The 11,289-nt window shown below is 50.1% G+C and carries 16 protein-coding genes and 1 pseudogene; all 17 read left to right on the top strand.

The features are described 5' to 3' along the window. Positions 1-16 precede the first annotated feature (16 nt). The 17 genes and pseudogenes from HGD79_RS10645 to HGD79_RS10570 all read left to right on the top strand — a co-directional run bounded on the left by HGD79_RS10645 (position 17) and on the right by HGD79_RS10570 (position 11,289). Positions 17-829 (top strand): KilA-N domain-containing protein, encoded by an 813-nt coding sequence (locus HGD79_RS10645; protein ID WP_168848392.1) that lies wholly within the window; start codon positions 17-19, stop codon positions 827-829. Positions 830-836: 7 nt separating this feature from the next. After that, positions 837-1,826 (top strand): DUF968 domain-containing protein, encoded by a 990-nt coding sequence (locus tag HGD79_RS10640; protein ID WP_001764249.1) that lies wholly within the window; start codon positions 837-839, stop codon positions 1,824-1,826. A 13-nt stretch (positions 1,827-1,839) separates the two neighbouring features. After that, positions 1,840-2,592 (top strand): antitermination protein, encoded by a 753-nt coding sequence (locus HGD79_RS10635; protein WP_168848391.1) that lies wholly within the window; start codon positions 1,840-1,842, stop codon positions 2,590-2,592. Positions 2,593-2,804: 212 nt separating this feature from the next. Beyond that, on the top strand, positions 2,805-3,347 hold the full coding sequence (locus HGD79_RS10630) for a hypothetical protein (RefSeq protein ID WP_021519681.1): 543 nt from the start codon (positions 2,805-2,807) through the stop codon (positions 3,345-3,347). 191 nt (positions 3,348-3,538) lie between these two features. Then, positions 3,539-3,724, top strand: a complete 186-nt coding sequence (locus HGD79_RS10625; RefSeq protein ID WP_000680348.1) for a hypothetical protein — start codon at positions 3,539-3,541, stop codon at positions 3,722-3,724. A gap of 269 nt (positions 3,725-3,993) precedes the next feature. Further along, positions 3,994-4,296: pseudogene (locus HGD79_RS10620) on the top strand (site-specific DNA-methyltransferase); the annotation flags it as partial. Between the two features lie 136 nt (positions 4,297-4,432). Continuing rightward, positions 4,433-4,768, top strand: a complete 336-nt coding sequence (locus tag HGD79_RS10615; RefSeq protein WP_001120501.1) for a phage holin, lambda family — start codon at positions 4,433-4,435, stop codon at positions 4,766-4,768. Between the two features lie 3 nt (positions 4,769-4,771). Continuing rightward, a complete protein-coding gene (locus HGD79_RS10610; protein ID WP_016236818.1) occupies positions 4,772-5,248 on the top strand; it encodes a glycoside hydrolase family protein in 477 nt (158 codons plus the stop codon). Next, positions 5,232-5,624, top strand: a complete 393-nt coding sequence (locus HGD79_RS10605) for a DUF2570 domain-containing protein (protein WP_032193237.1) — start codon at positions 5,232-5,234, stop codon at positions 5,622-5,624. The genes HGD79_RS10610 and HGD79_RS10605 overlap by 17 nt, the downstream gene beginning before the upstream one ends. Then, on the top strand, positions 5,509-5,757 hold the full coding sequence (locus HGD79_RS26615; RefSeq protein ID WP_122985904.1) for a peptidase: 249 nt from the start codon (positions 5,509-5,511) through the stop codon (positions 5,755-5,757). Before HGD79_RS10605 ends, HGD79_RS26615 begins: the two co-directional genes overlap by 116 nt. A gap of 204 nt (positions 5,758-5,961) precedes the next feature. Then, positions 5,962-6,468 (top strand): hypothetical protein, encoded by a 507-nt coding sequence (locus tag HGD79_RS10600; protein ID WP_021519683.1) that lies wholly within the window; start codon positions 5,962-5,964, stop codon positions 6,466-6,468. A 57-nt stretch (positions 6,469-6,525) separates the two neighbouring features. After that, a complete protein-coding gene (locus HGD79_RS10595; protein ID WP_021519684.1) occupies positions 6,526-6,876 on the top strand; it encodes an HNH endonuclease in 351 nt (116 codons plus the stop codon). 125 nt (positions 6,877-7,001) lie between these two features. Then, entirely contained in the window at positions 7,002-7,496 is a 495-nt protein-coding gene (locus tag HGD79_RS10590) for a phage terminase small subunit P27 family (protein ID WP_000929172.1), read from the top strand. Then, a complete protein-coding gene (locus tag HGD79_RS10585) occupies positions 7,493-9,226 on the top strand; it encodes a terminase large subunit (protein ID WP_247653388.1) in 1,734 nt (577 codons plus the stop codon). The genes HGD79_RS10590 and HGD79_RS10585 overlap by 4 nt, the downstream gene beginning before the upstream one ends. An 11-nt stretch (positions 9,227-9,237) precedes the next feature. Next, on the top strand, positions 9,238-9,420 hold the full coding sequence (gene ymfR / locus HGD79_RS10580; protein WP_024169538.1) for a protein YmfR: 183 nt from the start codon (positions 9,238-9,240) through the stop codon (positions 9,418-9,420). After that, on the top strand, positions 9,420-10,661 hold the full coding sequence (locus HGD79_RS10575; protein ID WP_001393070.1) for a phage portal protein: 1,242 nt from the start codon (positions 9,420-9,422) through the stop codon (positions 10,659-10,661). Before ymfR ends, HGD79_RS10575 begins: the two co-directional genes overlap by 1 nt. Further along, positions 10,639-11,289 carry an HK97 family phage prohead protease gene (locus HGD79_RS10570; RefSeq protein WP_001193631.1) on the top strand — a complete coding sequence of 217 codons (651 nt, stop codon included), beginning with the start codon at positions 10,639-10,641 and terminating at the stop codon, positions 11,287-11,289. The genes HGD79_RS10575 and HGD79_RS10570 overlap by 23 nt, the downstream gene beginning before the upstream one ends.

The raw sequence follows: 11,289 nt of genomic DNA, 5'->3' as shown, positions 1-11,289 counted from the left end.
AGAGGAGAAACGAAGTATGAATAATCTGATGGTTATTGATGGTATTGAAGTTCGTCGTGATGCTTATGGGCGTTACAGCCTGAACGATCTGCACAGGGCTGCCGGTTCTCTGGATAAACATAAGCCTGCATTCTGGCTCCGCAATGAGCAAACCGAACGTTTAATAAGCGAGTTGCAGATTTGCAACTCGGTCAATATAGCGCCAGTTAACGTTATTCGTGGCGGAAATAACCAGGGGACGTATGTCTGCAAAGAACTGGTGTATGCCTATGCAATGTGGATCAGCCCGTCATTCCATCTGAAGGTGATCCGTACTTTCGATATGGTAACCAGCACACCGGAAAATAGCACACCGGAAAAATTATCCGGGCAGGCTGCTGACAAGATGCAGGCTGGCGTGATCCTGCTGGACTTTATGCGCCGGGAGTTAAACCTGTCTAACTCTTCAGTGCTTGGTGCCTGTCAGAAACTCCAGGAGGCTGTTGGCTTACCGAATCTGGCACCGCGCTATGCCATTGATGCTCCTGCTGACGCGCCTGATGGCTCAAGCCGCCCCACGCTGTCACTGAGTGCACTGCTGAAGCAGTATGGTATCTGCCTGACAGCTAATCAGGCATATCACCAGATGGCGAAGCTGGGGATCGTTGAACAACGCGAACGATACAGCCGTACCGCGATTAACAACATCAAAAAATTCTGGTCGCTGACGGCGAAAGGCTGCATGTTCGGCAAGAACATCACCAGTCCTGCAAATCCGCGCGAGACGCAGCCGCATTTCTTCGAATCCCGATTCCCTGAGCTGTTAAAGCTGCTCGATACCGTTCATTGAGGTGACCGTGAGAGCACTACTGACCCCTGAAATTGCCCCGCGTATGGGGATCGTATTGTTCAGACCAGGTTCAGAGCTGATGCCCCTGTTTATGCAGGGGCGTGTCCTGCTGGAGCCTGAGCCGGAACGTTATTCATCTTTCGCCAGTGGTGCTGTTCCGGCGGCATCACAACCGCTGGCGGATGATCCTGACGTTCGGGCCGTGTTCCGCAATGAGGCAGTGATCCGTCGTGCTGGTGGCGTGGAATGTCTTGAAAGCTGGTTACTTCGTGAAAAAGGCTGCCAGTGGCCTCATTCCGACTGGCACAGCGAGAACATGACAACAATGCGACACGCGCCGGGCGCAATCCGTCTGTGCTGGCACTGCGATAACCAGCTGCGCGATCAGTTCACGGAACGGCTGGAATCAATGGCAACGGATAACTGTGCCCGCTGGGTGTTGTCTGTTGTGCGTCGGGATCTCGGTTTTGATGATAGCCACGTTGTGACAATGCCGGAACTGTGCTGGTGGCTGATTCGTAATGACCTGGCGGATGCCTTACCGGAAAGTGCAGCCCGTAAGGCACTGAGATTACCGAAGCCTGTTGTGCCGTCTGTCACCCGGGAAAGTGACCTTGTGCCTTCGGTTCCTGCCACCAGCATCATCCAGGATAAGGTGAAAAAGGTGCTGGCGCTGAAAGTGGATCCGGAGTCGCCGGAGTCTTTTATGTTACGCCCAAAACGTCGCCGCTGGGTTAATGAAAAGTACACACGCTGGGTTAAGACACAGCCGTGTGCATGTTGTGGAAAGCCTGCTGATGATCCCCACCACCTGATAGGCCACGGTCAGGGGGGAATGGGTACAAAAGCGCATGACCTCTTTGTGTTGCCTTTGTGCAGAAAGCATCACGACGAGCTGCATGCGGATACCGTGGCATTTGAAGAGAAGTATGGTTCCCAGCTGGAGCTGATATTTCGTTTTATCGATCGTGCGCTGGCAATAGGCGTACTGGCGTAAGTGGAGAACGAGCATGAACCTTGAAGCCTTACCGAAATATTACTCCCCGAAATCTCCAAAACTGAGCGATGACGCACCGGCGACAGGCTCTGGTGGTTTAACGATTACGGATGTGATGGCTGCGCAGGGGATGGTGCAGTCGAAAGCACCGCTTGGGTTTGCCTTATTCCTGGCAAAAGTTGGTGTTCAGGATCCTCAGTTTGCGATTGAAGGTCTGCTCAATTACGCGATGGCACTGGATAACCCGACATTGAATAAATTGAGTGAAGAAACCCGGCTACAGATCATTCCTTACCTTGTGAATTTTGCCTTTGCTGATTATTCCAGGTCTGCGGCAAGTAAGGCTCGCTGTGAGCATTGTGCTGGTACTGGATTTCATAATGTATTGCGCGAGGTGGTGAAACACTCCAGAAGCGGGGAATCTGTTATCAAGGAAGAGTGGGTGAAGGAACTATGTCAGCATTGTCATGGTAAGGGAGAAGTCAGCACAGCGTGCAGAGGGTGTAAGGGTAAAGGTATTGTCCTGGATGAAAAAAGGACCCGGCTTCATGGCACGCCTGTTTATAAGATTTGTGGGCGTTGCAATGGAAACCGGTTTAGCCGTTTACCAACTACACTGGCACGACGTCATGTCCAGAAGCTGGTACCAGACCTGACGGATTATCAGTGGTACAAAGGATATGCAGATGTCATTGATAAACTGGTTACAAAGTGCTGGCAGGAAGAAGTGTATGCTGAGACACAATTGAGGAAAGTGACGAGATGAATGATTTTCGACGAAAATGGCGACATGATGCTTGCATTTTTCAAAAAAAATGGATAATATTTTCTCAATGATAGGCATTGTGTGTCCGGCTTTAATAAAAAGTAGAAAACCCGCTGATGTGCGGGTTTTTTTTTCGGAATTTTAGATGTGTGGCATTGAAATGGTATTCGGCGAGTAGGTAGAATTTAAACTTTCGTCTCGTCTGGATCGACATGATGTTTCAAGCCTTCCAAACAGCAGTATTTAAAAATGTTGCAGAGTATTTAAAAGGGCGCTTCCCTCATAAGTCGTTAGGGCTCGTATATGCCGACGAGCTGGTACTAAAAGATATGGAGTTCCTCAAGGCTAACAATAAACTGCGGTGGGATCCCGGACTAAAGTCGCGAGTGTTTATGGATATGATGGAAGAACACCCGATAAAACTAGTTGTTTATTATCGTGGGGAGCCTATTGGATTTGCATTTGGGTGTTACTGTAAGCCGAAAAATGCGGTGCATATTTGCTGGATGGAAAAACGTAATGATGCACATGAAGACCTAGACCATCAGATGCTTGGTATCGTTTTGGATTGCTTCTCTGCATATGCACGATTTCTGAACCTTCAGGGTGAATCTATTGATTCGATAGCTTTAGTTAGTCCAGTTGATGGGGCAATAAGATACTATACTGAAAGTGGTTTTGAGTACATTGCTGATTACGAACGAGGTGGTTGCGCAATGGTGCTTAGGAGCGTTTTACCTAACCAATCAGTGTGAGTTAGATTCTTAATTTCTCCAGAATCATTACAAAAGTATTGAAAACCTCTTTTAGTTGATGCAATCTGGATCCACACAAAGCACACACAAAATGTACTACGCTTTACTTTATACATCTTCAGGTAACAAACTTTGTTGCCTTTATGCTTCAAAGAAGCAACTACAGCTTAGTGCTGAACAAGGGGATTTTTATGAAACATCATGAGCAGATAGAGATTGAGGCAGCTAAAGTCGTCGCCGAACTCTTTGCTGGCAATGCATCTCCAATGGAAACCTTTGGTATTACATGGAGTCAAACTCAGATGTTAGAGCGTAAGAATCCTGGTGTAGTGATCAAACTAGTACCGGATGACGGTAAAAAACTTGCGTATTGCTGATAATTTTTAAAGATTTTTTCAGCTAGAGAATCGATTATTTTACTATAAATCGCGAAGGAGCCCCACATATTGTGGGGCTTTTTGTTTCATCTTAGTTAGCCGTTATTCACATTCACTACTTTGCTACTTATCCACTGTAAAAATAAATTGTGAATTATTTTGTGGCTTATTGTTAGTGTTCTATCAATTTTGTGTGTGATATTCCATTGACGTGGTTATTATCTGTGCATCGCACTTAAATGTATAAAGCTCACTAGTTGAGACAATCCTACCACCAGTTGGTGGTATCTCATGATTCACTGAATTGCAAATCTTCTGAATTGCTGGATGAGTTTAAATCTCACCGGCGCTATTTCTCCGTATCAGTCTCCGTGCCTTATACCGATGTCAGGACGCATAAGCCCGTTCAGTTCTACCCGGGTAAACATCCGTGCGAGAAACCGGCGGATATGCTCAGGCAAATAATCAATGCCAGTAGTCGACCTGGTGATCTGGTTGCTGATTTCTTTATGGGATTCGGTTCCACAATAAAAGCAGCAATGGCGCTGGGGCGTCGGGCGTTAGGTGTTTAACTTGAGTCAGAGCGGTTTAATCAGACGGTGAAAGAGGTAAGTGAACTGGTGGGGAAATAATTCTGGTGGCCACGTTGCGTGGCCTTTTTATTTCCAACACAGCACCCGCAAATATCGCGAGGTGAGAGATGACGAAATGCCTCATAACCCAAATACCTGGCCGGACTGGCTGGAGTTGTTTCAGAGCTGGTGGCGTGGAGACACACCGCTGGGGGCAGTGATTATGTCGATCGTTATGGCTGGTTTGCGCATCGCCTATTTTGGCGGTGGTGGTGGCTGGAAGCGAAAAACGCTCGAGATTTTGCTCTGTGGCGCTCTGACGCTGACCTTTGCATCCGCTCTTGAGTATGTCGGATGGCCTAAATCGCTTTCTGTTGCCATTGGTGGTGGCGTGGGGCTGATCGGTGTCGATGCTATTCGTGGGGCTGCAATGCGAGTAATCGGTAACAAATTTGGTGGCTCTAAGGAGTAATTTATGCAGGTACTAAATTCCCAGCGTAAAGCTTTCCTTGATATGGTGGCTTGGTCAGAAGGAACGGATAACGGACGACAACCGACACGTAACCACGGTTATGACGTTATTGTCGGTGGTGAACTCTTCACTGATTACTCCGATCACCCTCGCAAACTTGTCACGCTAAACCCGAAACTCAAGTCAACAGCCGCCGGACGTTACCAGCTTCTTTCACGCTGGTGGGATGCTTACCGTAAACAGCTTGGCCTGAAAGATTTTTCTCCAGAAAGCCAGGACGCTGTAGCTCTGCAGCAGATTAAAGAGCGTGGCGCTTTACCGATGATTGACCGTGGCAATATTCGTCAGGCAATCGACCGTTGCAGCAATATTTGGGCTTCATTGCCCGGTGCTGGCTACGGTCAGTATGAACACAAGATCGATAGTCTGATTGCCAAATTCAAAGAAGCTGGCGGGGTGGTTAATGAAACTTCGCTATAAGCTGGTTATTTCTGCTTTCCTCCTGACTTTATTCGGTTCTCTCGTCTGGTCAGCTAACCACTACCACAGCAAATACCAGCGCGAAAAGAAACGTGCTGATGAGGCTGTACAAAATGCCGAATCGGCAACCGCTATTACCAATAACGTCCTGCAATCACTGCAAATCGTCAATACAGTTCTGGAGGCTAACCAGCATGCAAAACAGCAGATCGCACTGGAGTCACAGAGAACCCAGGCTGATATCAAAGTGGCTGTTGCGGATGATGATTGTGCTGTACGCCCTGTGCCTGCTGCCGCTGCTGACCGGTTGCGGAAGTACGCGAACAGTTTACGTGAGCATTCCGAAGACTCCACTACCAGTCAGCTTGACTTCTGATACACCTGTACCGTTTATACCCAACCCACTGACGTATGGTGCAAGTCTTGATTTGAATGTAAGTTTGTTATCCGCGTTGGCTCAATGTAATAGGGATAAGTCAGATATCAGAATCATTGATAATCAAAATTGATGTATATTTTTATCGTCATGTAGATAACGAACAAGGTATTCCTCTGATACGTATTCGTTGAATACAGGTCATGGGTAGGCATTGCAATATCGCTTCGAAATTATCTGTGATAATGCTCTTAATTTTGAATGTATGTATTTGGGAAAAGAGATAAAGTAATAGTCTAATTAATGGAGATATCCACAAAACACAAAAGGGACTATTATGAGACCAGATCAATTTTTCTATCCAGATACTTTTACCTTTAATTCATCCACCTATTATGGTCAACGTGACTCATCTAAAGGCCGATTGTATATTCCTATTGAAAGTGACTTATGCCCATTTAATATCGGCGATATCATTGTGCAAAAAATGGTCGACAGGGAAAGACTATTTGAAGTGCTTGATTACGAGGTGCAAATTAGTCTCGAGGTTGGTTGCCCTGGCTACTCACATTTGGCGGTATTGATAGTGAAGGCATTGGATGTAAAAGAGAAGCCGAAGCAGATTACGACCCATTTGACGTTTAACGGTGCTATTAATGCTGGTGGTGATTTTCAAGCCGGTAATGATAATTCGATCACAAAGAATATAACCATTCAACAACTACATGATGCTATAGAGCATTGCAATGATCCAGAGGTTAAAAGCCTTTGGCAAAAGCTATTGGAAAATCCGACGTTTGCTTCAATTGCTTCAATATTGGCAAAAAGTGCTTTAGGACAGTAATTCATCAAGCCCCATTCAATATGGGGTTTTTATGCTTATTACAAAGGGTTTTCTTCAATGCCACCACGAATCCCAAAATCCTGCCGCGTTCGCGGCTGCCGCCATACCACTACTGACCCGTCAGGCTACTGCGAAAGCCACAAAAGCGAAGGCTGGAAGCAATACAAGCCAGGACAATCCCGTCATCAGCGCGGCTACGGTTCGAAATGGGATGCTATCCGTGAACGTGTACTGAAACGTGACAAAGGTTTATGTCAGTTATGTCTGCGTGCCGGTGTGGTGCGTGAAGCGAAAACCGTTGACCACATCATCCCTAAAGCGCATGGCGGCACTGATGCCGACTGTAATCTGCAGAGTCTGTGCTGGCCGTGTCATAAGGCGAAGACGGCCCGTGAACGGTTGAAGTGATAATGATTCTCAACTTCCTGAGGGGAGGGGCGGGTCAAATCCCTGCGGCCTGACGTCTTCCGGACTGCCCGCCCCATCGTTTTTTTATACCCGCGAAAAATGAAATTTAACCAGGAGTGCCGCATATGGCTGGAACGGCGGGGCGTTCCGGGCGTCGCCCCAAGCCAACGGCGCGCAAGGCGCTGGCCGGAAACCCCGGCAAGCGAGCCCTGAACAAAGATGAACCTGTTTTTACGCCCATCAAAGGTGTTGAGCCACCGGAGTGGTTCGCTGAAGAAGATCTCCCTCTCGCCACGATCATGTGGCAACTGACAACCAAAGAACTCTGCGGTCAGGGCCTGCTGTGCGTGACTGACCTCGCGGTGCTTGAGCGGTGGTGCGTGGCCTATGAGTTCTGGCGACGTGCTGTGAAAAATATTGCCATACAGGGCAACACCATCACCGGCGCAATGGGCGGCAGGGTCAAAAATCCGGAGCTGACAGCCAAAAAAGAACAGGAGTCCGAGATGAGCAGCACGGGGGCAATGCTCGGACTCGACCCCAGCAGCCGCCAGCGTCTGATTGGCCTGGCGGGGCAGAAGAAAGCCACTAACCCGTTTCTGAAAATTATCGAATCATGAGCCGGAAATCTTACCCCAACGTAAATGCTGCAAATCAGTATGCCCGGGATGTCGTGCGCGGAAAGATTGTTGCCTGCCAGTTTGTGATTCAGGCCTGCCAGCGCCATCTTGATGACCTGATGGCGGAAAAAAGTAAGTCGTTTCGTTACCGCTTCGACAAGGACCTGGCTGAACGGGCCGCCAAATTTATTCAGCTGTTACCGCATACCAAGGGGGAATGGGCATTCAAGCGGATGCCCATCACGCTGGAGCCGTGGCAGCTCTTTGTGATCTGCTGTGCGTTTGGCTGGGTCTATAAAGGTACCCGGCTGCGCCGCTTCCGTGAGGTGTATACCGAAATCCCCCGTAAGAACGGCAAATCGGCAATCTCTGCCGGTGTCGCCCTGTATTGTTTTGCCTGTGATAACGAGTTCGGCGCGGAAGTGTATTCCGGTGCCACGACGGAGAAACAGGCATGGGAAGTCTTTCGTCCGGCACGACTGATGTGTAAACGCACACCCATGCTGACGGAAGCGTTCGGGATTGAGGTTAACGCCTCAAACATGAACCGTCCGGAGGATGGTGCGCGGTTTGAACCGCTGATCGGTAACCCCGGTGATGGTTCATCACCCCACTGTGCCGTGGTGGATGAATATCACGAGCACGCCACAGATGCGCTTTACACCACAATGCTTACCGGGATGGGGGCGCGACGCCAGCCACTGATGTGGGCTATCACCACCGCCGGGTACAACATTGAGGGGCCGTGCTACGACAAGCGGCGGGAAGTTATCGAGATGCTCAATGGCTCGGTTCCCAACGATGAACTGTTCGGGATCATCTATACCGTTGATGAAGGTGACGACTGGACCGACCCGCAGGTGCTGGAAAAAGCCAATCCAAATATTGGCGTGTCGGTTTATCGCGAATTTTTGTTAAGTCAGCAGCAGCGTGCGAAAAATAATGCCCGTCTGGCAAACGTCTTTAAAACAAAACACCTCAATATCTGGGTGTCGGCGCGTTCGGCGTATTTCAACCTGGTGAGCTGGCAGAGCTGCGAGGATAAATCACTGACCCTTGAGCAGTTCGAGGGGCAGCCGTGCATTCTGGCCTTTGACCTGGCGCGTAAGCTGGATATGAACAGCATGGCGCGACTTTATACCCGCGAGATTGACGGTAAAACGCATTACTACAGTGTGGCCCCGCGTTTCTGGGTACCGTATGACACGGTGTATAGCGTCGAGAAAAATGAAGATCGCCGGACAGCCGAACGCTTTCAGAAATGGGCGGAAATGGGCGTCCTGACCGTTACCGATGGTGCAGAGGTGGATTATCGCTACATCCTCGAAGAGGCCAAAGCGGCGAACAAAATCAGCCCGGTCAGCGAGTCACCCATCGACCCCTTCGGGGCGACCGGGTTGTCACATGACCTTGCTGATGAAGACCTGAACCCCGTCACCATTATTCAGAACTACACCAACATGTCCGACCCGATGAAAGAGCTGGAAGCGGCAATTGAATCGGGGCGCTTTCATCATGATGGCAATCCCATCATGACCTGGTGTATCGGCAACGTGGTCGGAAAAACCATTCCGGGTAACGATGATGTGGTGAAACCCGTCAAAGAGCAGGCAGAAAACAAAATCGATGGTGCAGTTGCGCTGATTATGGCGGTTGGCAGAGCCATGCTGTACGAGAAAGAAGACACGCTGTCTGACCACATTGAGTCCTACGGGATCCGCTCGCTTTAACTGAGGTAATTATGATCATGCTGATTCTCGCGCCTCTGGTAGGTGTGCTGGGGGCGCTTTTGCTGGCGTATGGTGCCTGGCTGATTTATCCCCCGGTGGGTTTTGTTGTTGCCGGGGTGTTGTGCCTGTTCTGGTCGTGGCTGGTGGCGCGATATCTCGACCGTACACAGCAGTCTGTCGGCGGAGGTAAATAGTGTTCTTTTCGGGATTATTTCAACGAAAAAGTGACGCACCGGTGACCACGCCCGCAGAGCTGGCGGATGCTATCGGGTTGTCCTACGACACCTATACCGGAAAGCAGATCAGCAGTCAGCGGGCCATGCGACTGACGGCGGTTTTTTCCTGCGTCAGAGTGCTGGCAGAGTCGGTCGGGATGTTGCCCTGCAATCTGTATCACCTGAACGGCAGCCTTAAACAGAGAGCCACCGGCGAACGTCTGCATAAGCTGATCTCCACGCATCCCAATGGCTATATGACGCCGCAGGAGTTCTGGGAGCTGGTGGTCACCTGTCTGTGCCTGAGGGGAAACTTTTACGCCTACAAAGTGAAAGCATTTGGCGAAGTGGCTGAACTGCTGCCCGTCGATCCCGGCTGTGTGGTACCGAAGCTTAACAGTAGCTGGGAGCCGGTCTATCAGGTCACATTCCCGGACGGCTCAACGGATGTGCTGACCCAGGAGGATATCTGGCATGTGCGCACGCTGACGCTGGACGGTCTGGTGGGACTGAATCCCATCGCCTATGCCCGCGAGGCAATATCGCTGGCAGCAGCGACTGAAGAGCACGGTGCCAGACTGTTCAGCAATGGCGCGGTGACGTCCGGTGTGTTGCGTACAGAACAGACGCTGTCGGATCAGGCTTATGAGCGCCTGAAGAAAGATTTTGAGGAGCGTCACACCGGGCTTGGCAATGCTCACCGTCCGATGATCCTTGAGATGGGGCTGGACTGGAAGTCGATGGCATTGAACGCCGAGGATAGCCAGTTCCTGGAAACCCGCAAGTTTCAGCTTGAAGAAATCTGTCGTCTGTTCCGTGTGCCCTTGCACATGGTGCAGAACACCGATCGTGCCACCTTCAACAATATCGAAGAGCTGGGGCTGGGATTTATCAACTATTCACTGGTGCCGTATCTGACCCGCATCGAACAGCGGATCAACACCGGACTGGTACGAAAAAGTAAGCAGGGCGTTTATTACGCCAAATTTAACGCCGGGGCGTTACTGCGCGGGGATATGAAGTCCCGTTTTGAAGCCTACGCCACCGGGATCAACTGGGGAATTTACTCTCCCAATGACTGCCGCGACCTGGAAGATATGAATCCGCGTCCCGGTGGTGATGTCTATCTCACACCGATGAACATGACCACGAAACCCTCCGATGGCAGTAAAGCCGGTAAGCAGAAGGATAACGCCAATGCAGACGAAACAACGTCTTGATGTACCGCTGAGTCTGAAATCTGTCAGTGACTCCGGTGAGTTTGAAGGGTATGGCTCCGTCTTTGGTGTAAAGGACAGCCACGATGATGTGGTGATGTCCGGGGCATTTGCTGCTTCCCTACGGGCGTGGAGTGACAGAAAAGCGTTACCTGCGCTGCTCTGGCAGCACCGCATGGATGAACCCATCGGTGTTTACACCGAAATGAAGGAAGACGATGTCGGGCTTTACGTCAGGGGACGGTTGCTTATTGATGATGATCCCCTCGCAAAACGCGCACATGCACACATGAAGGCCGGTTCGTTAACCGGCCTTTCTATTGGGTACGTCCTGAAAGACTGGGAATACGACCGGAGCAAAGAAGCCTTTCTGCTGAAAGAAATCGACCTCTGGGAAGTCAGCCTGGTGACGTTCCCGTCTAACGACGAGGCGCGGATCAGCGACGTCAAGAACGCACTGGCCCGCGGGGAAATCCCCGAACAGAAAAAAATCGAAAGAGTCCTGCGTGATGTCGGACTCTCCCGTACCCAGGCCAAAGCATTCATGGCCGGGGGCTATGGCGCACTGTCCCTGCGCGACGCTGAGGATGTGGGCTCTGCACTGAATGCACTGAAAAATCTGAACTTCTAA

It is taken from the genome of Escherichia sp. SCLE84, from assembly GCF_012584495.1.
GTDB lineage: Bacteria > Pseudomonadota > Gammaproteobacteria > Enterobacterales > Enterobacteriaceae > ECMA0423.
The sequence above is the reverse complement of the archived record's forward strand: the minus strand, read 5'-3'. Positions and strand labels throughout refer to the sequence as shown.

Bases quoted from the DNA above. Each gene is read 5' to 3' on its own strand.
- HGD79_RS10600 (WP_021519683.1), top strand. From the start codon at position 5,962: ATGAGACCAGATCAATTTTTCTATCCAGATACTTTTACCTTTAATTCA.
- HGD79_RS10635 (WP_168848391.1), top strand. From the start codon at position 1,840: ATGAACCTTGAAGCCTTACCGAAATATTACTCCCCGAAATCTCCAAAA.
- HGD79_RS10590 (WP_000929172.1), top strand. From the start codon at position 7,002: ATGGCTGGAACGGCGGGGCGTTCCGGGCGTCGCCCCAAGCCAACGGCG.
- HGD79_RS10625 (WP_000680348.1), top strand. From the start codon at position 3,539: ATGAAACATCATGAGCAGATAGAGATTGAGGCAGCTAAAGTCGTCGCC.
- HGD79_RS10595 (WP_021519684.1), top strand. From the start codon at position 6,526: ATGCCACCACGAATCCCAAAATCCTGCCGCGTTCGCGGCTGCCGCCAT.
- HGD79_RS10605 (WP_032193237.1), top strand. From the start codon at position 5,232: ATGAAACTTCGCTATAAGCTGGTTATTTCTGCTTTCCTCCTGACTTTA.
- HGD79_RS10610 (WP_016236818.1), top strand. From the start codon at position 4,772: ATGCAGGTACTAAATTCCCAGCGTAAAGCTTTCCTTGATATGGTGGCT.
- HGD79_RS10570 (WP_001193631.1), top strand. From the start codon at position 10,639: ATGCAGACGAAACAACGTCTTGATGTACCGCTGAGTCTGAAATCTGTC.
- HGD79_RS10615 (WP_001120501.1), top strand. From the start codon at position 4,433: ATGCCTCATAACCCAAATACCTGGCCGGACTGGCTGGAGTTGTTTCAG.
- HGD79_RS10630 (WP_021519681.1), top strand. From the start codon at position 2,805: ATGATGTTTCAAGCCTTCCAAACAGCAGTATTTAAAAATGTTGCAGAG.
- HGD79_RS26615 (WP_122985904.1), top strand. From the start codon at position 5,509: ATGATGATTGTGCTGTACGCCCTGTGCCTGCTGCCGCTGCTGACCGGT.
- HGD79_RS10585 (WP_247653388.1), top strand. From the start codon at position 7,493: ATGAGCCGGAAATCTTACCCCAACGTAAATGCTGCAAATCAGTATGCC.
- HGD79_RS10645 (WP_168848392.1), top strand. From the start codon at position 17: ATGAATAATCTGATGGTTATTGATGGTATTGAAGTTCGTCGTGATGCT.
- ymfR (WP_024169538.1), top strand. From the start codon at position 9,238: ATGATCATGCTGATTCTCGCGCCTCTGGTAGGTGTGCTGGGGGCGCTT.